24 protein-coding genes are annotated in these 23,980 nt (G+C 70.6%); 4 read left to right on the top strand and 20 right to left on the bottom strand.

Translation table 11 applies throughout. The features are described from left to right. The first annotated feature begins 839 nt into the window (after positions 1-839). Positions 840-1,220, top strand: a complete 381-nt coding sequence (locus ACGFJ7_RS23175) for a PPOX class F420-dependent oxidoreductase (RefSeq protein WP_360255954.1) — start codon at positions 840-842, stop codon at positions 1,218-1,220. Here the strand turns inward: ACGFJ7_RS23175 and ACGFJ7_RS23170 are convergent. Genes ACGFJ7_RS23170 through ACGFJ7_RS23160 form a run of 3 tightly spaced genes read right to left on the bottom strand, consistent with a single transcriptional unit; the run spans position 1,210 to position 3,382 of the window. Further along, positions 1,210-2,664: a diguanylate cyclase domain-containing protein gene (locus ACGFJ7_RS23170; RefSeq protein WP_392643705.1), complete on the bottom strand. Its 1,455-nt coding sequence runs from the start codon at positions 2,662-2,664 to the stop codon at positions 1,210-1,212. The genes ACGFJ7_RS23175 and ACGFJ7_RS23170 overlap by 11 nt on opposite strands. 25 nt (positions 2,665-2,689) lie before the next feature. Beyond that, entirely contained in the window at positions 2,690-2,911 is a 222-nt protein-coding gene (locus ACGFJ7_RS23165; protein WP_360256098.1) for a DUF3817 domain-containing protein, read from the bottom strand. A gap of 51 nt (positions 2,912-2,962) precedes the next feature. Continuing rightward, positions 2,963-3,382, bottom strand: coding sequence for a hypothetical protein (locus tag ACGFJ7_RS23160; protein ID WP_392643703.1), 420 nt, complete (start codon positions 3,380-3,382; stop codon positions 2,963-2,965). Positions 3,383-3,458: 76 nt separating this feature from the next. Here ACGFJ7_RS23160 and ACGFJ7_RS23155 point away from each other — a divergent pair, with 76 nt between their 5' ends. Next, positions 3,459-4,403, top strand: a complete 945-nt coding sequence (locus ACGFJ7_RS23155; protein ID WP_360255961.1) for a helix-turn-helix domain-containing protein — start codon at positions 3,459-3,461, stop codon at positions 4,401-4,403. Here the strand turns inward: ACGFJ7_RS23155 and ACGFJ7_RS23150 are convergent. The 9 genes from ACGFJ7_RS23150 to ACGFJ7_RS23110 all read right to left on the bottom strand — a co-directional run bounded on the left by ACGFJ7_RS23150 (position 4,390) and on the right by ACGFJ7_RS23110 (position 13,443). Further along, positions 4,390-5,064, bottom strand: a complete 675-nt coding sequence (locus ACGFJ7_RS23150; protein WP_360255963.1) for a YceI family protein — start codon at positions 5,062-5,064, stop codon at positions 4,390-4,392. The genes ACGFJ7_RS23155 and ACGFJ7_RS23150 overlap by 14 nt on opposite strands. Before the next feature lie 214 nt (positions 5,065-5,278). Beyond that, positions 5,279-6,262, bottom strand: coding sequence for an LLM class flavin-dependent oxidoreductase (locus ACGFJ7_RS23145; protein ID WP_392643700.1), 984 nt, complete (start codon positions 6,260-6,262; stop codon positions 5,279-5,281). 89 nt (positions 6,263-6,351) lie between these two features. After that, a complete protein-coding gene (locus tag ACGFJ7_RS23140) occupies positions 6,352-6,954 on the bottom strand; it encodes a class I SAM-dependent methyltransferase (RefSeq protein ID WP_392643698.1) in 603 nt (200 codons plus the stop codon). Further along, complete coding sequence (locus ACGFJ7_RS23135; RefSeq protein ID WP_392643696.1) at positions 6,935-7,729, bottom strand: ABC transporter permease; 795 nt, start codon at positions 7,727-7,729, stop codon at positions 6,935-6,937. Before ACGFJ7_RS23135 ends, ACGFJ7_RS23140 begins: the two co-directional genes overlap by 20 nt. Continuing rightward, the gene (locus ACGFJ7_RS23130) at positions 7,726-8,715 is read right to left on the bottom strand and encodes an aliphatic sulfonate ABC transporter substrate-binding protein (protein ID WP_392643694.1); all 990 of its coding nucleotides are present in this window, start codon (positions 8,713-8,715) and stop codon (positions 7,726-7,728) included. Before ACGFJ7_RS23130 ends, ACGFJ7_RS23135 begins: the two co-directional genes overlap by 4 nt. A gap of 17 nt (positions 8,716-8,732) precedes the next feature. Beyond that, positions 8,733-9,542 carry an ABC transporter ATP-binding protein gene (locus tag ACGFJ7_RS23125; protein ID WP_392643692.1) on the bottom strand — a complete coding sequence of 270 codons (810 nt, stop codon included), beginning with the start codon at positions 9,540-9,542 and terminating at the stop codon, positions 8,733-8,735. 57 nt (positions 9,543-9,599) lie between these two features. Beyond that, a complete protein-coding gene (locus ACGFJ7_RS23120; RefSeq protein WP_392643690.1) occupies positions 9,600-11,177 on the bottom strand; it encodes a hypothetical protein in 1,578 nt (525 codons plus the stop codon). Then, entirely contained in the window at positions 11,153-11,770 is a 618-nt protein-coding gene (locus ACGFJ7_RS23115) for a prepilin-type N-terminal cleavage/methylation domain-containing protein (protein ID WP_360255977.1), read from the bottom strand. Before ACGFJ7_RS23115 ends, ACGFJ7_RS23120 begins: the two co-directional genes overlap by 25 nt. After that, positions 11,767-13,443: a putative Ig domain-containing protein gene (locus tag ACGFJ7_RS23110; protein WP_392643689.1), complete on the bottom strand. Its 1,677-nt coding sequence runs from the start codon at positions 13,441-13,443 to the stop codon at positions 11,767-11,769. The genes ACGFJ7_RS23115 and ACGFJ7_RS23110 overlap by 4 nt, the downstream gene beginning before the upstream one ends. A 138-nt stretch (positions 13,444-13,581) precedes the next feature. Here ACGFJ7_RS23110 and ACGFJ7_RS23105 point away from each other — a divergent pair, with 138 nt between their 5' ends. Next, positions 13,582-14,097: a SigE family RNA polymerase sigma factor gene (locus tag ACGFJ7_RS23105; RefSeq protein WP_360255981.1), complete on the top strand. Its 516-nt coding sequence runs from the start codon at positions 13,582-13,584 to the stop codon at positions 14,095-14,097. Then, positions 14,094-14,924 (top strand): hypothetical protein, encoded by an 831-nt coding sequence (locus ACGFJ7_RS23100; protein ID WP_392643688.1) that lies wholly within the window; start codon positions 14,094-14,096, stop codon positions 14,922-14,924. The genes ACGFJ7_RS23105 and ACGFJ7_RS23100 overlap by 4 nt, the downstream gene beginning before the upstream one ends. Positions 14,925-14,956: 32 nt before the next feature. On the opposite strand, the gene ACGFJ7_RS23095 is transcribed toward ACGFJ7_RS23100, so the two are convergent. From ACGFJ7_RS23095 to ACGFJ7_RS23060, 8 genes are all read right to left on the bottom strand, one after another. Then, positions 14,957-15,253 (bottom strand): DoxX family protein, encoded by a 297-nt coding sequence (locus ACGFJ7_RS23095; RefSeq protein WP_360255986.1) that lies wholly within the window; start codon positions 15,251-15,253, stop codon positions 14,957-14,959. Continuing rightward, positions 15,250-17,469, bottom strand: coding sequence for a putative bifunctional diguanylate cyclase/phosphodiesterase (locus ACGFJ7_RS23090; protein WP_392643687.1), 2,220 nt, complete (start codon positions 17,467-17,469; stop codon positions 15,250-15,252). Before ACGFJ7_RS23090 ends, ACGFJ7_RS23095 begins: the two co-directional genes overlap by 4 nt. Before the next feature lie 66 nt (positions 17,470-17,535). Then, a complete protein-coding gene (locus ACGFJ7_RS23085; protein ID WP_392643686.1) occupies positions 17,536-18,591 on the bottom strand; it encodes an amidoligase family protein in 1,056 nt (351 codons plus the stop codon). Next, positions 18,588-19,418 carry a hypothetical protein gene (locus ACGFJ7_RS23080; RefSeq protein WP_360255994.1) on the bottom strand — a complete coding sequence of 277 codons (831 nt, stop codon included), beginning with the start codon at positions 19,416-19,418 and terminating at the stop codon, positions 18,588-18,590. Before ACGFJ7_RS23080 ends, ACGFJ7_RS23085 begins: the two co-directional genes overlap by 4 nt. After that, positions 19,415-19,930, bottom strand: a complete 516-nt coding sequence (locus tag ACGFJ7_RS23075; RefSeq protein WP_245923704.1) for a SigE family RNA polymerase sigma factor — start codon at positions 19,928-19,930, stop codon at positions 19,415-19,417. The genes ACGFJ7_RS23080 and ACGFJ7_RS23075 overlap by 4 nt, the downstream gene beginning before the upstream one ends. 55 nt (positions 19,931-19,985) lie before the next feature. Continuing rightward, positions 19,986-20,915: a diacylglycerol kinase family protein gene (locus tag ACGFJ7_RS23070; protein WP_360255998.1), complete on the bottom strand. Its 930-nt coding sequence runs from the start codon at positions 20,913-20,915 to the stop codon at positions 19,986-19,988. A gap of 11 nt (positions 20,916-20,926) precedes the next feature. After that, positions 20,927-22,480 (bottom strand): alkaline phosphatase D family protein, encoded by a 1,554-nt coding sequence (locus ACGFJ7_RS23065; RefSeq protein ID WP_392643685.1) that lies wholly within the window; start codon positions 22,478-22,480, stop codon positions 20,927-20,929. Between the two features lie 98 nt (positions 22,481-22,578). After that, positions 22,579-23,811, bottom strand: coding sequence for a pyridoxal phosphate-dependent aminotransferase (locus ACGFJ7_RS23060; protein ID WP_392643683.1), 1,233 nt, complete (start codon positions 23,809-23,811; stop codon positions 22,579-22,581). Between the last annotated feature and the right edge of the window lie 169 nt (positions 23,812-23,980).

The following is a 23,980-nucleotide window of genomic DNA, read 5'->3' as shown; positions in this document are numbered from 1 at the left end:
GCCAGCGGCCGGGCCCGCGGGGCGCAACGGATCCGTCGGCATCCGTCGGACGAGCGCAACGGCCAACCACTCTGAGCGCGCGGGCTGATCGCCACACGCCCAGCCCCGTCTCCACACGTTGGCGACGCGTGAAAACTGACCCCCGGGCGACCTGGAACTCGCGCGTCGTCCGGGAGCTATTTTCAGCCGCCGCTGACACCACACGCGCGGTCCGGTCGCCACACGCGCGGGCCGTAACGGACCAGCCATCATGCGGGGCGGGGTGCTGCGGGCCAGCCGCCATGCGTGGATGGGCTAGCCACCAGGCGCTCGTGGAGGCGCGGCGGCCCAGCCGCCATGCCTAAGAGAGGGCCAGCCGCCAAACGCTGGGCGCAGCGGGCCGACCACCATGCGCGGAGTGGCCAGCCAGCACGCGCTCGTGGAGCCGTGACGGGTCAGCCGCCACGCCCGAGAGAGGGCCAGCCGCCAAACGCTGGGCGCAGCGGGCCAGCCACCATGCGCGGCGTGGCCAGCCACCAGGCGCTCGTGGAGCCGCGGCGGGTCAGCCGCCATGCCCGTGAGGGGTCCAGCCACCAAACGCTGGGCGCATTGGGCTGGCCACCATGCGCGGCGTGGCCAGCCGGCAGGCGCTCGTGGGGCCGTGGCGGGCCAGCCGCCATGCGCTAGTGGGCCAGCCGCCAAGCGCGCGGGCGCAGCGGGGGACAGCCGCCAAGCGCGTGCGTGCGGGGTGCAGTGGTCGGCTGCCGTGGGTGTGGCGGCGGGCCACCACGTGCGGGCGGGGCGGGCGTCTAGGATGGCGGCGACTGGGACGTCCGAGTTGGATGGCGGGGAGGCGCGACATGAAGGTTCCGGCGGAGATCGCCCGTAGCAAGCAGGTCAGCCTGGTCACCTTCCGCAAGGATGGCACTCCGGTGGCCACCGCGGTGTGGCAGGTGTCCGAGGGCGACACACTGACCACGGTGTCGCTGGCGGACGCCTGGAAAGTCAAGCGCATTCGGAACAATCCGCGCGTCGAGGTGACGCCTTGTGACATTCGCGGCAAGGTGCCGGCCGGCGCGCGGGCCGTCGCGGCCACCGCTGTGGTTCTGCCGCCCTCCGAAACCGAGCGCGCGCGGCGGCTCCTGGCCGGCCGCTACATCACGGCGCGCATCGGCGCCGCGTTCAGCCGGCTCTTCCGCATCAAGCGGCCGCCCGCCGTCGCCATCGTCGTCACCTTCTGACCGGCGGGCTATCCGGGTGGCGCTGCCACGTGCCCTTGCCCTGGCGCTTGGCCGCGTACATCGCCAGGTCGGCGTCGTGGAGCAGTGACGTCACCGTCGAGGTGGGGGAAGCGCCTGCCACGCCGATGCTGGCGGCCGCTGTCACCGGGGTGCCGTCGATCAGGACCGGCGTCTTCAAGGCGGCCAGGATTCGCGACGCGGTGGCCTCCGCCTCGGCTTCCGTGCAGTCGGGCAGGAGGAGCGCGAACTCGTCGCCGCCCAGGCGGGCGGCCAGGTCGGACCGGCGGATCTGGGCCTGAAGCTTCTCCGCCACGGCCAGCAGCATGGTGTCGCCCGCGGCGTGGCCCATGGTGTCGTTCACGGATTTGAAGCCGTCCAGGTCGACCAGCAGCACCGACAACTGGTCCGCGGGCAGCGCCTCGGCCAGCCGCTCGTGGAAGTGGGTGCGGTTGGCCAAGCCGGTCAAGCCGTCGAAGTGGGCCTGACGGTGCAGGCGCACCTGGTGTTCGCGCAGCTGGTCGATCAGTTCCACGTTGTCGTGGAAGGCGGCCAGCTGCCGCACCGCCACCAGGCCGCAGATCAGGGCCAGGCCGGCCACCACACCCCACGACCGGGGGCCCACACCGTCCGTCAACGCGAAGACCAGCGCGCCGAAGGCCACGACCATCGCGCCGTACGGCAAGAAGCTGTAAGGCTTTTTCCGTCTCTCGCCGAAGGCCGTGCGGTCGGCGCCGGCCAGGATCTGCTGGATGCGGGGGCCCATGGCGATGAGCAGTGTCGGCAGGAAACGGACGATGTAGAAGTCGGACGCCAGGAAGGCGCCGGCGCTCATCACCACCGCCGAGCCGACCATCGGGATCGCCGCGAGCCGGTGCATGGGGGCGTTGCCGCTGAGGATCATCTTGACCGCCGAGAACGCCGCCGTGACGCACACGCCGGTCGCCGCCAGCACCGCCAGCACGTCGGGGCGGCTGTACTGGCCGGGCACGGCCAGCACGCACCAGCCGACCACGCCGCCGGCGACCAGCACCGTGGCCGCGTCGAGCCAGAATGTCAGACGTTCGCGGCCGGTGCGGCCGGGCTGCGGGTGCCGGAGCATCGCCGTCACCACCGCGGTCAGGCCGACGCCGAAGCAGACCGTCTGCACGGTGCCGCCCGTGGTCGACCACGCGCCGGGCCGCCAGGTGGAGACCGCCTGCCACGTGTCGCCGACGACGAACAGCGCGCCCACGACCACCATGACCCGCCAGAAACGGCGGATCGGGCCGGTGGCCAACTGCGCCACCCGCCACGAGCAGAGGACCAGCGCCAGATCCAACGGCGGCTGGAACGCCCAGAAGACGCGCACCTGCCAACCGGTCCGGCCCTCGAGCAGGAGGAACAGCACGAGAGCGAGCGCGGTCCACCCGGCGTAGGCCCGCAGCAGGGGATCGCGACGCAGCACGTGCCCTCCCCTCGCGGGCGGCCACTCACCGCCCCAGGGATTCCGATCGGTCCGCCGGAGGGCCGGTTGAGGAGAACCGGGCGGCCAGCAGCCCGCCGACTCCCGGGACGAGGGCCAGCAGCCGGGGCCGCGCTCGGCGGGTGGCGGCCAGCGTCGCGCCGATGACCAGCAGGTACGAGCAGCCGTGGAGGGGTCCCAGCAGTTGCGTGACCGGCCGGGCGTGGATGGTGGCCAGGTTGAGCAGCATCAGCAGCAGGGTGATCAGTTCGATGCGGGCGGCGGCGCGCAGCAGCACGGGTCACGCTCCCGTCGTGGAGCCGGGGCGGACGATCATCAGGACCACGACCGTCGCCCACAGCAGGTTGAAGACGCCCGAGGTCATGCCGAGGCGGGCCGGCACGGTGGGCCGGCCGGCGACCGCGGCCGCCTGGGCGGGCAGGATCGCGAAGCCGAGCACGGCGGCGGCGACGGCGGTCAGCGCGATCGACACCAGGAGCCACGCGTCGCCGAGCACGCCCAGGGCGCTGGCCGTCGCGAAACCGAAGACCGGGACGGCCAGCCCGAGTACGGCGTAGACGCGGCAGATCCGGTGCAGGGTGGCCAGTTGCGCGTGGTCGTCGCGGCGCAGCGCCGCCGGGAACATGCTGGCGGCCACGGTGACCGGGCCGATGGCCACGATGGCGGCCAGGACGTGGAGCGAGAGCAGGAGCTTTGTCACGATCATCGACCGTATGGGCGGGACCGGGCCGGTGACAGTGGCAGGAATGCCACACCTCAACGGATAATCGCCAACCATGCACCGGATCGCGGTTCTCGCCCTCGACGACGTCATCCCCTTCGACCTGGCGACGCCGCTCGAGGTCTTCGCCCGGGTGCGGCTGGGCGATGGGTCGACCCCTTATGCCGTACGCGTGTGCGCGCCCTCGCCGCGGGTCAGCGCGGGCTACTTCACGGTCTCGGCCCCGTACGGCCTGGACGCGCTGGACACCGCCGACACGATCATCGTTCCGGGCGTCAGCGAGCCCGCCCACCCCGTACCCCCGCAAGTGGTGACCGCGCTGCGGACGGCCGCGAGTCGCGGCACCCGGATCGCCTCCATCTGCGCCGGAGCCTTCGTCCTGGCCGCGACCGGCCTGCTGGACGGGCGGCGGGCGACCACCCACTGGGCCGGTACCGAGACCTTCCGGGCGATGTTCCCCGCCGTCGACCTCGACCCGGGCGTCCTCTACGTCGACGAGGGCCAGTTCCTGACCTCGGCCGGCGCCGCCGCCGGCCTCGACCTCTGCCTGCATCTGGTACGCCGCGACCATGGCTCGGCGGTGGCGGCCGACGCCGCCCGGCTGTCGGTGATGCCGCTGGAACGCGAGGGCGGCCAGGCCCAGTTCATCGTGCCCGAGCGGCCGCCCGCCCCGCGCGGCTCGGCGCTGGAACCGCTGCTGCTGTGGCTGGAGCGGGACGCGCCGGCCGATCTGACGCTCGACGACATCGCGGCCAAGGCCGGCCTGAGCGCCCGTACGCTGAACCGCCGTTTCCGCGAGCACACCGGCACGACACCGCTGCAGTGGCTGCACCGGGCCCGGATCCGCCGGGCGCAGCACCTGCTGGAGACGACCGTCCGGCCGGTGGACCGGATCGGTGCCGAGGTCGGCTTCGGCTCGCCGACCGCGTTCCGGGACCGCTTCAAGCGGATCGTCGGAACTACTCCGCAGAGCTACCGGAGGGCGTTCAGGACGCGTTAGCCTCGGCGAACGCCTCGCCGGCGATCTCGATCTTCACGGTCTTGCCGACCAGGAAACCGCCGGTCTCCAGGGCCACGTTCCAGACCAGGCCGAAGTCCTCGCGCTCGAACTGCGCCGTCGCGCTGAAGCCGAAGATGTCGCGGCCGTACGGGTCGCGGCGCGCCCCGCCGTACTCGACCTGAAGGTCGACCGGGCGGGTCACGTCGCGGATGGTCAGCAGGCCGTTGACCACGAACTTGCCGTTGGACTTGGCCGCCGCCGGGATCTCGGACGCGCCGGCCCGCCGGGTCAGCGGGTTGTTGCGCAGCCGGGCCCACTGGAAGATCGCGTCGTTGGTCTCCGGCCACTGCACCCCGGTGCTGCGGTACTCCAGCGTCGGGTAATTCTCGACGTCGAGGAAGTCGGGGCTGGACAGGTGCGTGTCGCGGTCCGGGTTGTGCGTGGTGATGCTGGCCGCCTCGATGGACGCGGTCACCGACGAGCGGGCCGGGTCCTCACCGATGACAATCGTGGCGGTGCCCCGCGCGAACTCACCCCGGATCGGGCTGACCATCATGTGCTGGGCGAGGAAGCCGAGCCGTTTGTGGGCCTCGTCGAGCACATAGACGCCCGGGTCGGGAATGGTCAGGCCGTTCCATTCGCGGATCGGTCGGTCGACCATAGCTTCGCTTCACCCCTCGCCCCGTCGGTTACCCACCGATCTTAGGACGTTCGATTTTGAATTACCTGAGTGTGCGCAGCTCAGTGGCCGGGAACACTGTCGTTAAAGCGCGTCTTGGCCCGATTTGCGAGAGGCCCGCATCACAATGACGGAGCGTTCGTAGCGCAGGGTTTCAACAACCGAAACAAAGAGTCAACAGTGACAATCGCCACTGCTATCGGCTTTTGCCGGTGAGCTCGATCGAATGGATACGGTCGGCCAGATCGGAGGCGTGGTGGGCCACGATCAGCTCGTCCGCGCCGACCGAGGCGGCGAAGGCATTCAGCTGGTCGGCCACCTCGTCGGCGGTGCCGGTGGCGGTGTAGCGGGTCATCGCGGCCAGCGACGCGCCGTTCGGCGAGGCCAGGAAGGCGTCGATCTCGGCGTCGGTGAAGTTCGCGCCGCGCGCGCCCCGGGTCAGCATCGAGCGCGTCCGCGCCCGGTAGGCGGTCGTCCTCTGCTCCTCGGCCGTCGCCCGGTCGTCGGCCGCGAAGACGTTCATGCCGGCGATCACGTACGGCTGGTCGAGCTGGTCGGACGGGCGGAACTTCTCGCGGTAGACGGTCACCGCGGTGTGCAGGGCGTCCGGGGCGAAGTGCGAGGCGAACGCGTACGGCAGGCCCAGCTGCGCGGCCAGGTTGGCGCCGAACAGCGACGAGCCGAGGATGTAGAGCGGCACGACCTCGTCGGCGCGCGGCACCGCCTGCACGCCCGGGACCCGCGAGCGGCCGTTCAGGTATCCCTGAAGTTCCTGCACGTCCGCCGGGAACGAGTCGGCCGAGCTGTTGTCGCGGCGCAGCGCCAGCATCGTGTTCTGGTCGCTGCCCGGCGCGCGTCCCAGGCCGAGGTCGATCCGGCTCGGGAACAGCGTCGCCAGGGTGCCGAACTGCTCGGCGATGACCAGCGGCGAATGATTGGGCAGCATGATCCCACCGGCGCCGAGCCGGATCGTCGAGGTGTGCGCGGCGACGTAGCCGATCACCACGCTGGTGGCCGACGACGCGATCGTCGGCATGTTGTGGTGCTCGGCGTACCAGACCCGGCGGTACCCGCTGCGCTCCGCGGCGCGGGCGAGCTCGACGCTCGCCTCGAAGCTGTCCCGCGCGGTCTGACCGGCGGAGATGGGCGCGAGGTCGAGCAGCGACAGCGCTGGCGCCATGGTGGGGTTCCTCCCGAAAAGTAGGTTCATGTTTGAACCTACTCCGCGGTCCTTACCTCGACACTGTGCCGGGCGTCACGGGCCGGGCGTCACCGGCGGCGGAACGCGTCCAGCAGGAACCACTCGTCGTCGTGGTGCACGAGCCGCTCGAGCCCGGGCCGCGCGGCCAGCGCCGCGTGCACGTTGAAGCCGTCGTAGTTGCCGCCGTCGGCCCGGTTGCTGAAGTGGACCGAGACGAGGTCGCCGCCCGGTTCCAGCCGCTCGACGAGCCCGTCGAGCAGCCGGTCGAGGTCCTCGGCGGACAGGTAGTAGAGCAGGTCGCCGACGACGATCAGATCGAACGTGCCCTCGGGCAGGCCGGCCGGCAGGTTGGCTTGCTCGTAGCGGACGTTCGGCAGGTCGGCCAGGCTGTCCCGGGCCGCGGCCACGGCTTCGACGACCGAGTCGACCGCCAGCACCTCGTCACAGCGCTCGGCCAGCATCCGGGTGAGGAGGCCGATCGAGGCGCCCGGCTCGTAGCAGCGCCGGTAGCGCTCGCGAGGCAGGCTCGCCATCGTCACCGCGTACTTACGCCGGTCGTGCCATTTGGTCGCCAGGTCCCAAGGGTCGTCCTTCACCAGGTACATGTTGGTGAAATGATCGACGGAGACCGAGGCCTGCGGGGGTTGCGCGTCATCCAGAGCTCTTGCCACGCCCTGAATTGTGCAACAAGCGGCTTTCGGCCACGCCGAGCACCGTGTCGCAGAGCTTGCCGATCACCGCCAGCAAAATGATGGCGAGCAGCATGATGTCGGTGCGCCCGGTGTTCTGACTGTCGATCAGCAGGAAACCCAGCCCCATCGACGACGCGATCAGCTCGGCCGCGACCAGGAAGAGCCACCCCTGAGCGAGACCGAGCCGCAGGCCGCTCAGAATGGCCGGAGTCGCCGCCGGGAAGAGCACTGTGCCGAGAAGACCGAGGCCCTTCCTTCCGTACGCCCGTCCGACCTCCACCAGCTGCGGATCGATGTGCGCGAGCGCGGCCGACACGGTCGTGTAGACCGGGAAGAACGCCCCGATCGCCACCAGCACGATCTTCGGCGTCTCCCCGATACCGAGCCAGAGAAGCAGCAACGGCACCCACGCGAGCGACGGCACGGCCCGGACGGCCTGGATGGTCGGCGAGAGGGCGGCCGACGCCGTACGGGAAAGACCCACCAGCCCACCCAGGGCGAGCCCCGCGGCGCCACCCACCGCGAAGCCGATCAGGACGCGCTGGGTGCTGATGGCGATGTGGTGCCAGAGCTCGCCCCGCCCGAGCAACTCGGTGAACGCGGTCGCGACGTCGGTGGGCGGCGGCAACTGGGCGGTCGAGTAGACACCGGAGGTCGCGACCACCTGCCAGAGACCGAGCAGGGCCAGCGGCAGAACCAGGCCCACGGCGCCACGGCCGGGCCTGAGGTTCCTTTTGGTGGCCAGCAGCGTCACGACGCGTCCGTGGCGAACTTGGGTTCGAACAGCGAGTCGATCGCTTCCCGGGCCGACGCCTCGCTCTTCACGGTGGCGTCCGCCACCAGGACCGGCAGGATCTTCTCGAAGACTGCCTTCTGGGCCGCGCCCGGCACCGGGTCGATGTCGAGTTCGGTGCGCTCGGTGAGGACCAGCTTCGCCACCTCGGGCGAGATCTTGGCCTCGCGGGCGTAGAGCGCGACGGCGCCGTCCGGGTTGTCGAGGATCCACTTGCGAGCCCGCTCGTACGCGTTGACGACCGCCTGCGCGAGCTCGGGTTGCTTCCGCAGGAAGCTCTCGGTCGCGTTCAACACTCCGTACGAGTTGAAGTCGATGTTGCGGAAGATCAGCTTGGAGCCCTGGTCGAGCTGGCTCTGCGCCATGATCGGGTCGAGGCCGGACCAGGCGTCGACGTTGCCGCGCTCGAGCGCGGTCCGCCCGTCGGCGTGCTGCAGGTTCACCACTGTGACGTCGCTCGGCTTCAGTCCCGCGCTCTCCAGCGAGCGCAGCAGGAAGAAGTACGGGTCGGTGCCCTTGGTGGCCGCGATCTTCTTGCCCTTGAGCTGGGCCACCGAGCTGATCGGGGAGTTCTGGCCGACGACGATGGCCGCCCATTCGGGCTGACTGAAGACGTCGATCGTCTTGATCGGCGAGCCGTTGGCCCGGGCCACCAGCGCGGCCGCCCCGGCCGTCGAGCCGACGTCGATCGCGTCGCCGCGCAGCGCCTCGTTGGCCTTGTTGCTGCCGGCCGACAGCTGCCACGTGACGGTGACGTTCTTGCCGGCCAGTTCGGTCTCGAGCCACTTCTGATCCCGCAGCACGAGGCTGGCCGGGTTGTAGTACGCGTAATCCAGCCGCAGCGTCGCCCCCTGGCTCTGCTCGGCGCCCGCGTCCTCCCCCTCGACACATCCGGCCAGCAGCATCGTGACCGCCACCGCGGCGGCCGCCGCCCGTATCTTCCGCATCTCGCTCATCCTCTCGATCACAAACGCACGGGGGTGTGGACGCCGAGCTCACCGAGAAGCGCGACCCGCAGCGCGGCCAGGTCGGCGTCACCACGATCCCGCGGCCGCTCCCCCGGCACCTCCCGGATCAGCCGCACGCCGGCCGCGCCGCCGCTCCTTTCGTTCGCGCCGCCCTTCTCGTCCGCGCCGAGCAGGACCACGCGGTCGGCCAGGTGCAGCGCCTCGTCCACGTCGTGGGTGACCAGCAGGACGGTGGTTCCGGCGGCCTTCTGCACCTCGGCCAGCAGGTCCTGCATCCGCAGGCGGGTGAGCGCGTCGAGCGCCGCGAACGGCTCGTCCAGCAGCAGCACCCCCGGCCGCCGCGCGAGCGCGCGGGCCAGCGCGGCCCGCTGCGCCATGCCGCCGCTGATCTGCCGGGGCCGGTGCCGGGCGAACGCCGCCAGCCCGACGACCTCGAGCCAGTGCGCGACCTCCTGGCGCGCCCGCTCCCCGGTCACCCCGCGCGGAAGCCCGTACGCCACGTTCTTCTCGACCGTGCGCCACGGCAGCAGCCGCGGCTCCTGGAACACCACCGCACACCGCGGCTCGATGCCGTCGACGGCCCGGCCACCGACCCGGACCGACCCCTCACTCGGCGTGTCGAGCCCACCGGCCAGCCGCAGCAGCGTCGACTTCCCGCACCCCGACGGCCCGAGCAGGGCGACGACCTCACCCGCGGCCACCTCGAGCGACACCCCGGCCAGCACGGGTCGCCGCCGCCGGTCGGCCGTGAACGCCTTGCCCACCCCGTCCAGCGTGAGCGGAACCGCGCTCACGGCTGAATACATGTCGATGCGTCCATGGCCGGGAGCATACCCAGCATTCCTACATGTTCAATAGACTTATTACTTCTCGATCAGATCGGTCAGCGGCGTCGGCTTGCTGATGTTCGCCGGAGCGTTCCACTTCTGCAGCTCGGAACTGTTGCAGACGGCCACCTTCACCTTGCTCGTGCCGTCCCCGTGCACGTCCCGCGGCTTCGCGTTCTGGTCGGTCGGGGTCAGGCAGAAGCCGGCGGAGTCCTTGATCCGGTAGCTCGTCCCGTAGTCGCCGGTGGCGTGGTAGACGGTCCACTGCAGCTCGGGTGGTATCACCGTGGCGTCCGGGTCGCAGCGCACCACAGTGGTGTAGGCGTTCGCCGCTGTATTGAGGGGCGACTTGAGACAGAAAGGCTTGTTGTAATTCTTGTCGCTTTCATACCCTTTCCGGAGGTACGTAACGACGATCGGGCCCGTCTTGTAGACCGCTGGCGGGGTCGGCACCGGGTGGACCCACCGCTGGTTCCAGTCGACGACGCCGTTCGGCGATTGCTTGCAGAACCAGGCGATCATGTACGTCGAGCCGTAACTCTGATCGGTCACGTCGAGGCATCGGCTGAACTGTGCGTAGTTGACGAGCTGGGCGGTGTCGTCCCCGGCCATGCCGGTGCCGACGCCCGCGCCCGATCGCCAGATATACCTGGTGTAGTCAATGGTCTTGTTGTCCGACTCGATACATCGTCCTATGGAGATGCCACCGCCCGTGGCGGCCGGGGTCGTCACGTTCATACAGAGCGAGGAGTCCGCCGTCCCCTTCGTCAGATTGGTCACGGTGAAACGGCTGGTGCCGTCCAGCGCCCATTGGAACGTCCGATACGCGAACTTCGAGTCCTGGCTCGCGGGGCACGGACCGAACACGACCGGGTCGCCGCTCTTATGGGCCGAGCCCGAGTCCAGGCACATTCCGTAGTTGGCCTTGTTGTCCGACGACTCCGAGTTGATCAGTTTGAGGTAGAGGTCCTCGGTGTAACCGAACTGCTGGCGGCTGCTGCCGTCGCAAGCCTGCATCGTCGGCTTCGTGCCGGCGACCGGTGACCGGCTCGGCCCGGCGTCGATGCACTGGGTGCCTTTCACCCCGGCCGGAACACTGTCGATGCGCAGCTGACCACCGGGAATGTTGGTGTTGCTGGTGGTGAAGAGATACGTCGCGGTCAGCGTCCGGCTCACCTTCCGGCTGGTGCCGGTCGACGTCACCGCGGCGGTCGTCGGCACGCTGGTCGGCGGGCACGACAGCGGCTTGCTCTCCTGGTCGAAATAGGCCAGCGACACCTCGTACTTCAAGCTCTCGGTCGTGCCGGGCACCATCGCGTCGCCGGAGAGCGTACAACCGGGGAGGTTTTCCAACAGGCCGCTGTTCACGCCCTTGTCCGTCATCTTCGCGGCCGCCCGCACCTTGGCCATCATCATGTCCATGCCGGCCTGGGCGGCGTTGAGCGCGCTGTTGCGGTCCTGCAGGTTGCGGGTCGAGGTGATCTGCCGCAGCACGACCGGGGCGATCACGGCCGACATGGCCAGGACGATCGTGATGATGAGCAGCGCCATCGGCATCGAGCCGCGCTCGTCGGTCCGGGGGATCCTGATCACGCCGGCCTCCCGCTGCTGCACGGGTTCTCCGAGTTGGTGTTACGCGTGGTGTTCTCCGCGCTGAACAGCGTGTCGAACGGGATGGTCGTCGTGCCGACGGTGGCGTTGAGACGCAGCCGGATCTGGTAGAACTCGGGCGTGTAACCGGAACCCATGGCGTCGGCGCCGGCGCTGGCCGTGGCGTACGGCTGCTGGGTCGGGGTGATCACCGTGAAGGGCGGCGTGTCCGGCATCTGCGCCAGCTCGCCGGCGACGACCGTGGCCTTCCCCGGGCTGCCCGGCGCCGTCCAGCTGGCCAGGGTGAGCACGTCCTTGTCGAAGACGAGCTGACGGCACCCGGTGGGCAGGGCGAACTCCAGGTAGTAGCGGCCGCCGACGGGCACCTCCGCTTTGAGGGACACCCAGCTCGCGTACCGCAACTGGGTGTCCAGCCGGCGGAAGGCGGCCGCGACCTGGTCACGGGCGAAGGACGTGCCTTCCGTACGGTTGACGGCCGAGTACACCTGCATGATGCCCCCGAAGACCACCACCAGGACCACGCTCATGATCCCCATGGCGACGATCAGCTCCAGCAGGCTGTAGCCGCCGTCCTTCTCTTCCCGCTCAGCGTTCACGTGATCGTCCAGATGAAGGTGAGGACCGACGTCTGCGGCGGCAGCAGGTTCGCCGAGGTCAGCGTGACGACGTACGTACCAGGTGTGTCCGGTTTGCCGCTGATGTTGCCCGACGAGGGGTTGAGCTCGAGCCCCGGCGGCAGGCCGGTCGCCGTGATGCGCGGGCTCAGGCCGAGCACCGATCCGTTGTCGGTGGCCTTGAGGTTCACCTGCTTGCCGGCGGGCGATGTCTGGTCCGGTGCGAGCGGGTCGGGCGAGGTGAAGGAGAGCAGCGTCGTCGTCGTGATGGTCAGCACGAACGACTGCGTCGCCTTGTTGCCGAGAGCGTCGGTGACCGTGATCGCCGGAAGGTAGCGGCCCGGCACGGTGGCGACACCGGAGATGACGCCGGTGCTCGTATTCGGGGTCACCCCGACGGGCAGATTGGTCACGGCGTACGTGTAAGTGCCGTAGCCGCCGGAGGCCACCGGACTGATGCTGACCGCCGAACCCAGGGCCACCGTCTGGTCGGGCACCGCGGCCAGGGCGAGGCCGGGATAGACGACGTAGTTGAATTTCGTCGTCCCGGTGACCTGGTTCTCGTCAGTCACCGTGACCGTGACCGGATAGGTGCCGTCCGCCGTCGCGGTCCCGGTGATCAGTCCGGTGTCGGAGATGTCGAGCCCCGGGGGCAGGCCGTCCGCCGTGAAGGTCTTCGTCCCCCAGCCGTTCGCCGCGGTCGCCTGCACGGAGACCGGATCGCCGGCCCGGCTGCTCGTGGTCGCCACCGTCACCGTCGGCATCAGCACGATCTGGAAGGTGACCGGGAACGTGACGTTGCGCTCCTGCGGCGGCGCCTCGGTGACCTTCACTCGGTAGTCCTGGATGAGCGGCCCGGCGGTCGTGGCGCCGGTGACGAAACCGTTCCCGGCCAGGGTCAATCCCGCCGGCAGCGGGTCGACCACACTCCAGGTGTTGGGCAGCTGGCCGCCCTCGACCTTCAGCTCGACCGACCGGTCGAAGCCCTTGTAGAACACGGCGGTCTGTTGCGGCTTCGGCCCCGTCGGCGACGGCCGGTAGATGTCGAACGTCGGCTCCGCGGCCCGCGCCACCAGCGTCGAGGTGACGTACTGGCAGCGGCCCGAGCCGCAGGCTCTGTTGTTCCACTCGAGCAGCACCACGACCCGGAAGAACTGGAGGTCGTCCGGGGTGTTGAGCCACGACGGCGGGTTCTTGTCCGGGTCGTAGCCGACGCAGTCGCCGCTGACGCGCACGTCGCAGGAGCCGACATAGATGGTGCGGTCGAAGTTGACACCGTCCCACAGCAGGGTCCGGGTCTCGGTCGGTACGGCGGCGTCGTCACCGGAGGTGGCGGTGGCGCCGAGCAGCGGGTCGGAGGAGGCGAACGTCTTCGCCAGATAGGGCTGCACGATCGCCGGGGCCGCGCTGAACTGCTGCTTGACCTTGATCGCGCTGCGGCCGGTCAACAGCGAGCTGCCCTTGAGCCCACGGACCTGCTCGATCGCCATGTTGGCCAGCTGGACCGCGTTCTGCTGGTTCCGCTGCCGCGCGACGGCCTGGAAGCTGGAGATGAAGAACGGCACGGCCGCGGCCATCGTGATCATCACGAGGGTCAGCGCCGTCACCGTCTCGATGATGGTGAACCCCTCGTCCGCGCCCGGATCGCGACCCATGCACCCCTCCTCCACAGGCCCCATCGGCAGCGAAACGGCGAAAAGTAGGGAAACGGGCCACAAGAGCGGAACCCGGCTTGCCCGGCGCTCGCGAGGCCTTCTATCGTCGGGCCTTCGGATCTTCGGGAGGGCGGTGCCGTGCGCGAGCAGGCCTTCCACGCCTTCTTCGAGGCCCACCACGTCGAGCTGTCCCGCCTGGCCTACCTGCTGACCGGCGACCCCACCGCCGCCGACGACCTCGCGGCGGACGCGCTCACCGAGGTGTGGCGGCATTGGGAACGGGTCGCGGCCGCGGACGACCCCGCCGCGTACGCCAAGGGGATCGTCGCCAACCTGGCCAAGAACTGGATCCGCCGCCAGGGCCGGTCCCGCCGCGGCCTCGACCTGCTCGGCTTCCCGCGCCCGAAGCCCGCGCCGGACGTGCCCACGGTCCTCGACGTGCGCAGCGCCCTGCGCCGGCTGCCCTACCGGCGGCGGGCCTGCGTGGTGCTGCGGTACGCGTTCGACCTGCCGGAACAGGAGGTGGCCGACATCCTCGGCATCGCCGTCGGCACGGTCAAGAGCCAGACCTCACGCGGCGCCAAGCAGCTCGCCGAGCTGCTGGACGACCTGCGGCTGCCCGACCAGCTCGGCGGATGGGAGGTGGCCCGGTGACCGAGGACTTCCTCCGCTCCGAACTCCAGCGGGCGGGCGCGGAACACACCCCCGACCGTACGGCGATGCTGAACCGCATGGCGGCCAACCGCGCGGCCACCTCGTCCCCCCGGGGCCGCCGCCTCCACCTGGCCGGCGCCGCCGCGGCCGTGACCACGGTCCTGGGCCTGGGCGGCGTGGCCCAGTGGGCCCTGGCCGGCGAACACGACCCGGCCCCACCGGCCGCTCCGCCACCGGCCGCCGCGCCCACCACCACGTCCCCGGCGCCCACCACCCCGTCCCCGGCGCCGTCGCCCACCACCCCGTCCGCGACGCGGTCGCCCGCCGCCACCGCCACCGCGACGACGCGGCCGCCCAAGTCGTCGCCTCCGCCCACCTCGCCGCCGGTCATCCCTTCCACCGGCACGGCGGAGGTACGCGGCCACCCCGGCGACACCCAGATCGAGAAGGGCACGTTGTGGTCTGACGGCTCGGTCGTGGCCGACGGCCAAAGCCAGGTCACCCTGAAAGCCGGAACCGCCCTGACCACCCTCGATCTGGTCCTGCGCCTGGAGCCCGCCACCGGCCTGACCACCGGCCAGGTCACCTCCCCCGACCCCCGCGTCAACGCCACCCTGACCCGCGACGACGGCGCCTTGCTCTACCGCTTCACGCTGGCCAAGGGCGAAACCCTCCCAGCCGGCGCGTACGTCTTCACGGCCCGCTACAACGGCGCCATCGCCGACCGCGACGCCACCCGGGACACGTACGAGGCTTTCGCCGACACCACCGTCGGCAACGAAAACAAGCGCCTCCACATCTACGGCAACTACTTCCCCACCCGCTAGAACTCGGTGGTCGCGCCCACCCCATCCGGCAGTTACCTAAGCTTTCGCGCCGCGCCCCGGCGGCCCCAGGCGATGAACAGGAACAGGGCGAACAGCACCACGGGCGTGATCGCGACGGGGCCGCCGTGGAGGATGAAGACCTGCGTGATGAAGGCGCCGACCATCAGGAGCATGAGCCCGGCGGCGGCCGGGAAGGCCAGGCGCGGGATCAGCAGGCCGATGCCGCCGGCCAGTTCGACCACGCCGATGAAGTAGCGGAACCAGGTGGCGGCGCCCATGTTTTCGAAGGTTTGCACGGCGTTGGCCTCGCCGATGAGCCCCGAACTCATCGCTCGACCGAAAGGAATATCTGTCGGCCGGTCGCGTGGGAGGGTCGTGCCAGCAGGTCGGTGATCTGGGCGGCGGGGGCGGGGCGGGCGAACAGGTAGCCCTGGCCCCGGTCGCAGCCGAGGGAGCGCAGCAGGTCGGCGTGGTGTGCGGTTTCGACGCCCTCGGCGACGGTGGTCAGGTCCAGGCTGCGGGCCAGGTCGACCACCGCCCGGACCAGGGCCGTCTGGCGGCGGTCGGTGGGGTCGGCCGGCATGAAGGACTTGTCGATCTTGAGAGTGTCGATGGGGAGGTCGCGCAGGTAGGCCAGCGACGAATATCCCGTACCGAAATCGTCGATCGCCACCCGGACGCCCTCGGCTCTCAGCGCGTGCAGGTGGGCCAGGGCCTGCACGCCCGAGCCGATCAGCACCCCCTCGGTGATCTCCAGGGTGAGCGCGGCCGGCGGCAGGCCGCTGTCGGCGATCGCGCGGTTGGCCTTGCCGGTGAACGACGGGTCGGTCAGCTGGCGTGGGGAGACGTTGACGGTCACGGCTACGCCGTAGCGGCCGTGCCAGACGGCCGCGTCGGCGCAGGCCCGGCGCAGGACGCGCTCCCCCAGCTCGACGATGAGGCCGCTGTCCTCGGCGACCGGGATGAAACAGTCCGGGCCGATCGGCGGGCGCCCGGCGGGCGTCCAGCGCACCAGAGCCTCGACGGCCACGATGAGGCCGCTCGACAGGGCCACGATCGGCTGGTAATGGACCGTGAACTCGTCGTTCTCCAGGCCCGCCCGCAGGTGCTCCACCATACGTACCCGGTCGATCTGCTCCTGGCGCAAGCGCGGGTCGAAGAGCTCGGCCCGGTCCTTGCCCGCCGCCTTGGCGGCGTAGAGCGCCAGGTCGGCGTCGCTGAGCGCCTCGGCCGCGTCGGCGCCCGGCTCCACCAGGCGGATGCCGGCGCTGCCGGTGACGTGCAGGGTGTGCCCACTGACCTCGAACGGGCCGCGCAGCGCGGCCAGCACGTCCGCGGCCCGGGCGGTCACCTCGATGACGTCGGGGGACGGCAGGAGAAGGGCGAATTCGTCACCGCCCGTACGCCCGAGCACCTCCTCCGGGCGCAGCAGCGGGCGCAGCCGGGCGGCGATCGCGACCAGCAGCTCGTCGCCGAGGGCATGACCGAGGCGGTCGTTGACGTCCTTGAAGCCGTCCAGGTCGAACAGGATCAGCGCGCGCGAGGAGGCCATCCCGGTGGTGAGCAGATGCCGGTTGGGCAGGTCGGTGAGCCCGTCGTGCAGCACCATGTGCCGCATCGCCGAAGCCTGCCGCCGGGCCAGCCGCAGGGTGAGCGTCGTCCGGACCAGCAGCATCACGGTGATCACGGCGGTGAAGGTCACCGGCACCCCGATGTCCAGCACGTCCAGTTCATGTTCGTCGATGTCGCGGATCAGCGCGTACGCCGTGGCGGCCGGCCCGATCAGCACCAGCACCAGGTGCACCGCCATCAGCTTCCACGACCCCGCCTTGGGCACCGGGACCGCGTGGCGCGAGGCCATCGCCGGGTGCAGGGCGGCCGCCGCGACCAGGGCGAACGCCGCACCCCACCCGGTGATGCTCAGGTCCGGCCCGCGCACCGTGCCGGCCACCGCGACCAGGAAGAGACGGACATCCGCGGCGACGAACAGCACCGTGGCGAGCAGCACGAGCAGGTGCGGGCGGGTCAGCCGTTCCTGCAACGCGAAGACCCGCAGGGCCAGGGCGAGCAGCAGCACATCGGCCAGCGGGTAGGCGAGGATTTCCGGGGCGGGGAATGTGCCCGCGTCGAAGACGTACGGGTCGTACAGCAGGACCCAGGCGACGAGCACGCCCGTGCAGACGATGACGCCGGTGTCGGCCAGCCCGCCCGAGCGCCCGGTGACCGGATCGCGCGGCGGCAGCAGGGCGAGCCCGCCGAAGGCGAGCAGGAACGTCGCCGGGTGCAGCAGGTCGACGACGTTCCAGGTCGCCGAGCCGGCCCAGCTCAGCATGGCCAGGCCGGCGCACACGGCGGCGCCCGCCAGCAGGCGCCAGGCCACCGCCCGTTCGGGCCGGTACAGGCGTACGCCCAGGATGACGCCGGCGCTCGCGGCCAGCGCGATCACCCCGCTGGTGACGCTCTTGCCGGCCGGCCCGAAAAGCTGGGCACCGCCCAGCATCACCGCGGCGGCGGCCAGCAGCCACCACCACGCGTGCTGCCTCACGCCCTCATCTTCGCCGTCGGCCCCGCCCCGGTTCGCCGATTGTGCGAACTTCCCGGGACCACGGTCTCACCGGTGGGCGGCCAGCGCCTCCGCGGCGAAATGCAGCAGGTCCTCGACCGACGGGACCGCGCTGACCGGCAGCGGCTCGGGGTCCTCGCAGCGGTCCAGCAGCAGCTCGACCAGCGCCGCCCGGTTCAGGATCTCGTCGGTCGAGATCATTCCGGGCAGGATCCGGATCTCGACGGTGTCGCGGATCGGCTGGTCGGCGAAGAGCTGGGTCAAGTTGACGTCGAAGTACTTGGTCAGGCCGCCCTCGGCGGCCGCCTTGGCCAGGTCGTCGAAGCCGGGCACGCCGTCGGCCGCGGCAACCAGGGACGCGGGCAGCGGGGCGAGCCGGCGGCAGGCCGGATTGGTTCCCAGGAGCTCGCGGAGCGGCTCGCGCCAGTGCGCGAACAGCCGCACGACGTTGGCCAGGGCCGGCGGCCGGCGGAACGGGGCGCCGTCGACGTGCAGGTGGACGGCCGCCTCGTTCGGCACGGTGAAGCCCAGCTCGCGGGCCGGCCCGAGCAGTTCGCCGAGCGCTCGCTCGTGGTCGCGGGCCAGCGGCGGCGTGACGATCTCGCAGGGCCGTTCACGCTCGGCGCCCTGCGGAGCGGCCAGCGCGATCGTCGCCCCCGTTTCGTCGTCCAGGCGGACGACGTCGGCGATCGGCTCCGGCGTACGGCCCCACAGCTCGCCGGCCGCGTCGAGGACCCGTTCGAGCGGGGCGGCGGGATCGGCCTGGCGGGCCAGCAGCCGCAGCAGGCGCGGCTCGTCGCTCAGCACCCGGTACCAGCCGGGCAGCGCCGGCGAGCGCGGGTTGAGCCCGTCGAGCAGGGTGATGTCGTCGACCAGCGTGCACAGGAGCGTGCCGTCGGCCCGCACCACCTCGAAACCCTGCGTAAGGTGCAGGAACCGCCCCAGACCGGGCACCAGTGACGGTTCGCTGTCGGAGTGCCAGACCGGGCGGACCCGGCCGCCGTGCCGGGCGGCCAGGTCGTCGGCGAGCGTGCGCCGGCTGGCACCGCGCGGCGCCATCAGCTCGATCTCGAAGCCGATACGCCGGCGCAGCTCCGCCGTCACGGCCGGATCGGCAGCGTCTGACCGGCGAGGATCCGCTTGCCGGCCTCGGCCTTGGCGTCGCCCGTGGAGATCTTCCACAGCTTGCCCAGCTTCACCGCGTCGTCGTAGTCGTAGCCCTTGGCGAAGAAGGCGTTGACGTTCTTCGCCTCCTTGGCCGCCTCGACGTTGGCCGGCGTCGGCTTCACCGGCAGCGTCTCGCCCGCGAGCAGCCGCTTGCCGGCCTCGATCTTGGCGTCGGTCGGGTCGGCCAGCTTCCAGAGCTTGGCCAGTTTCTCGGCCTCGTCCCAGGTGTAGCCGGCGTTGAAGAAGGCGTCGAACTGCTTCTGGTTCTTGTCGATCACCTCGCTCGACGGCTCACTCACCTCGGGGTGGGGCGTGGGCTTGATCGGGAGGGTCTCGCCCAGCAGCAGGCGGCGGCCGGCCTCGGCCTTGACGTTGCCCGGGTCGGTGTTCAGCTTCCAGAGCTTGGCCAGCCTGAGGGCGTCGTCGTAGCCGTACCCGGCCTCGAAGTAAGCCTTGTAGTAGTTCTGGAGCTCGGCCTCGCTGGGGCCGCTGGAGGACGAGGGGGACACGGCCGGAGCGGCGGCCGGGAGCGTGGCGCCGCCGGTGTTGGCCGGGTCGCCCGGCAGGAAGGCCGGCAGGTTGAGCACGCCGGCGATCAGGCCGGCGCCGAGCACGGCGCCACCGGCGGCGTAGGCACCCCGGCGACGGCGCTTGTACTTGCCGGCGAGCTCCTCCACACGGGCGTAGACGGCGGCCGGGTCGGGGGTCTGGTGCGAATACTTCTCGAAGACCACACGGAGCTGGTCCTCGTGCTGCTCAGTCACGACTTCTCCTCGACGGGGATCCGGTTCGCGTGCTCCGAGAGCCGGAGCGATTTCAATGCCCTCGACGCGTGGCTGCGCACGGTGGCGGGTGTGCAGTCGAGCAGATCGGCGATGGAGTCGTCGTCCAGCTGCTCGTAGTAGCGCAGCACCAGCACCGCTCGTTGCTTGCGCCCGAGCGTGGCCAGCCTGTTCCACAGCGCGTCGGCCTCGACGACATCCTGGGCATGGTCGTTCGTCATGCTGCGGGCGTCGTCGATCTCGACAAGGCGCTCCCCGACCGCGTGCACGTGCCGAACCGCCCAGCTGCGCCGCCACGACAGGTACTCGTTGAGCACCATGCGCCGCACGTACGCCTCCGGCGAGTCCGCCTCGCTGATGCGCCGCCATCGGACCTGCGCCCGGGCCAGGACCTCCTGAACGACATCCTGTGCGAGATCGTTGTCGCCGGTGAGGACGACCGCGTACCGCATCAGGCTGGGAAGCCGGGCCATCGCGAATTGCTCGAAGGTCACGAACACTAAGACGTCCCCCGGGCCGCTGTTGTGCAGTCGTACACCAAAGAATTTTTTATTTGTCCGGAACGCCGAGGGGGGCCATCACCCGAAGCGCGTTCGCGGCCAGCCCGATCCGCAGCGGCGTGGTGCCGCCGGGCTCGCCGTCGACCTCGACCCGGGCCGGCCGGTCGGTCTCGAGCCACAGCTCGTCGACCGCGAGGAAGGGCTCCTCGCGCAGGCTGCGGCGCTGGCCGGTCGCGGCGTTGCGCGCCGTCTCGCGCACCAGCTCGATCCTGGCCGGGCCACCGACGGGGTACGCGACGAGCAGCCGGTCGTCGGCGTTGGCGTCGCCGGTGATCGGGCGGCCGGCGTGATGCCCGCCGTTGGCCACGTACACCTGATGACTGGTGAAGACATGACTGCGTTCCCCGGTACGCACGGTGATGCGCAACGGGCGATGCCGGGTGAGCAGGCCGAGCGCCGTCAACGGGTAGGCGACCTTGCCCAGCACCCGCTTGAGCAGCGGCGGCGCCTTGAGCATGACCTCGGCCGACAGCCCGACGCCGACGTGGTTGGTGAACGCCTGGTCGCCGGCCAGGCCCAGGTCGAGGTCGATCACCTTGCCCTCGGCGAGGACCGCGATCGCGTCGTCGAGGCCGAGCGGGATCCCCGCCGTACGGGCGAAATTGTTCGTCGTGCCCAGCGGAAGCAGGCCCAGGGCGATGTCGCGGTGGGCCAGCAGCCGGGCCGCCGTGCTGATCGTGCCGTCGCCGCCGCCCGCCACCAGCAGGTCGGGCCCGAGCCCGATCGCCTCGGCCAGGATCTCCGGCAGTTCCCGCGGCCGGTCCACCGGATAGGCCTTGAGCAGCGTGAAACCGGCCTCGGTGAGCCGCGAGCGGGCGCCCTCGTAGAGCTGCCGCCCACGCCGGGAGTGCGCGTTGACGACCAGCACCGCCCGGCGCTCGCCGCGGATGGCCTCGGTCAGCTGCTCTTTCGTACGCATCAGGGCCGACCCTATCGGGTCAGCACCGAGCTCCCCGATTCCACCGCGTACGAGGCGCTGGTGCTCACCGGCGCGTCCGGGACGTCGATCGTCTCCACGGTACGCACGTCGGTGTGCCACACCGAAGGGTTGACCACGCAGCGCAGATAGCCGCGCCGCGACCCGTCGAAGTACTTGACGTGCGGGTTGAGGGCCGGGTTGACCGCCTTGAGCGGGCCGTCGAAGGCGATCGGGAAGTCCGAGCTGATCGAGGTGGCGGTGAACTCGACGGCGACCGGCCGCTGCTCCGGCTTGTCGAAGTCGGTGCGCAGCTCGCTGAACCAGGTCGAGTGGATGTCACCGGCCAGGATGACCGGGTTGGCGACCTTCGCGGCGGCCAGGTGCTTGAGGAACCGGGTGCGCTGCGGGGCGTAGCCGTCCCACTGGTCGAGGTTGGCCACGATCGGCGGGACCGGGGCGCCGGTCGGGTTGGGGAACTTGATCCGGCTCATCATGACCTGCTGGGCGACCACGTTCCAGCGGGCCGGCGAGTGGTCGAGCCCGGCCCGCAGCCAGCGCTCCTGGGCCTCGCCGGTGAGCGAGCCGGTGGCGTTGGCCAGGCCGGCCTCGGCCAGGCCGAAGTCGCCGGGGAAGCCGCCGGGCTGGTCGGTGCGGTACTGCCGGGTGTCGAGCACGTTGAGCCGCAGCAGCCGGCCGAAGTCGAAGCGGCGGAAGATGCGCAGGTCGGTGCTGCCCGGGCGCAGGTCGGCCCGGATCGGCATGTGCTCGTAGTAGGCCTGGTAGGCGGCGGCACGCTGCCGGGCGAACTGGGCCACGGTCTGGTGCTCGGCGCCGGTGTCGTCGATCTCGTCGATCAGACCGGCGTAGTTGTTCTCGGTCTCGTGGTCGTCCCAGGTGACGATCCACGGGAAGGCGGCGTGCGCGGCTTGCAGGGCCGGGTCGCTCTTGTACTGGGCGTGCCGGGCCCGGTAGTCGTCGAGCGTGACCAGTTGGTCGAGGCCGGCGGTCTGCGGCGCGGTGTGCCGGCGGTCGGCGAAGCGGCTGCTCGGGTCGTACTCGTAGATGTAGTCGCCCAGATGGACCACGACGTCGAGGTCCTCGGCGGCCAGGCCGAGGTAGGCCGGCCAGTAGCCGTTCTGGAAGTCCTGGCAGTTCACGATGCCGAGGCGCAGGCTGTGACCACGCCCGGCCGTCCTGGTCCGCCCGACGGGGCTGATCCGGCCCAGCGCGCGGAAACGGTAGAAGTACTCCCGGCCGGCGTCGAGCCCGCGCGCGTCGACGTGCACGGAGTGGGCGAGCTCGGGCCGGGCGATCGTGCGGCCCTGCCGGGCGACGCGGCGGAAGCGCTCGTCGTGGGCGATCTGCCATTCCACTTCGACGTGCTTGTGAAGCCGGGCGTGGACCAGGCGCGTCCAGAGGATCACGGCGTTCGGCAAGGGGTCGCCGCTGGCCACGCCGAGCGGGAACAGGTCGGCGGCCCGCGACGCATCGGCGGACGCGGGCGGCAGGGCGGCGAGCCCGGCCGCCGCGGCGGCTCCGGACAGGACGTGGCGGCGGGTCAGCATACGACTCCTCGACGTCGAGTGGGACGCGTCCAATCTCGACCGCCACCCTGTCACGAGGGTCACCACCCGGCGAAAGGCCGGTGACGCATATATGACCGCTACGCGTTGGCGGCCCGGCGGGCGGTGTATTCGCCGCCCGAGCGGTGCGACGGGTACTGGATGAGGTTGCTGGGGGCGTCGTCGAGGCCGCTCGACCAGCTGGTGTCGCGCACCCGGAACTGGCGGCCGTAGTCCATCATCCCGTCGATGAGCCGGTCGACGTCGCGGGCCGGGCGGACCACCAGGCGCATGAACTGGCTGGTCATGCCGAGCTTGTTGCCGCACTCGCGGGTGTAGACGCCGTGATTGGCCACCAGGTAGTCGCGCAGCGCCACCCCGGACCACTCGGTGGGCAACTTGACCAGGATGAAGTTGCCCTGCGAGGGGAAGACCGTGAGGCCCGGAACGCGGGCCAGCTCGCCGGCCATGGCCCGGCGGTCGCGGCTGAGCAGGCGCAGGCTGTCCTCGTACTCCTCCTCATGATCCTGGATCATGGAGACCACCTTCTCGGCCAGCGAGTTGAGGTTCCACTTGGGCAGCGCCTTGCCGATCTTGCCGGCGATCGAGGGGTTGGCCATCAGATAGCCGAAGCGGATGCCGTGCAGGCCGAAGTTCTTGCCCAGGCTCTTGAGCACCACCGTGTTGGGGCGGATCACCGCGTCGGGACCGACCGACGGGTACTGCTCCATGTCGGAGAAGTCGATGAACGACTCGTCGATGACCACCAGGTCGAGGTCGCCCAGCATGTCCATGAAGCGGATGACGTCGCGGCGCGGCAGGTAGCAGCCGTCCGGGTTGTTGACGTTGCAGACCACGGCCACGCGGGAGCCGCGGTCGCGGATGAAGCGCACGTAGTCGTCGAGGTTGAGCCGGAAGCCGTCGCGCTCCTGGAGCGGGAACATGTCCACCCGCTTGCCCGTCTCGAGCGGCTGGTCGGTCCAGCGGCCGAAGGTCGGGATCGGAATGGCCACGCTCTCCTTGATCAGCAGGTGGTCGATCCAGGTGATCAGCTCGGTCGAGCCGTTGGCCATGGCGACCGTCTGCGGATGGAGGCCGAGGACGCTGCACAGCTTCTTGGTGATGCTGGTGGAGTCGCTCGGGTAGTACTTCAGGATGTTCTTCAGGTCGCGGCTGAGCTCGTCGAACATCTCGGGAGTCGGGAAGTACGGGTTGCAGGGGATGCAGAAGTCCACGATCTCCACGCCCTCGCCCGCGGTGCGCGCGAGATCGAAGTAGGACGCGCTGTGCGCGCCCTGGTGCAGGATCGAGGTGTCGATTCCGGTCCCCGCCATGACGGCTCCTTGTTCGTGAGAGGTGGCCGCACCTCAGTACGAAGACCGGCATCGAAGGGTTCAGAAATTCTGTTTTCGCAGCTCACCGCCTTAAATGCGCCTTAACTCCACCTGTGAGCCAGATCACTTCGAGGAGATTGCCCAGGTCGGCGCGGGTTCATCCAAGGTC

It is taken from the genome of Actinoplanes sp. NPDC048988 (assembly GCF_043197815.1).
In the GTDB taxonomy this organism is placed as follows: Bacteria; Actinomycetota; Actinomycetes; order Mycobacteriales; family Micromonosporaceae; genus Actinoplanes.
Note: the sequence above shows the minus strand (reverse complement) of the source record. Positions and strands in the feature narration are given on the sequence as shown.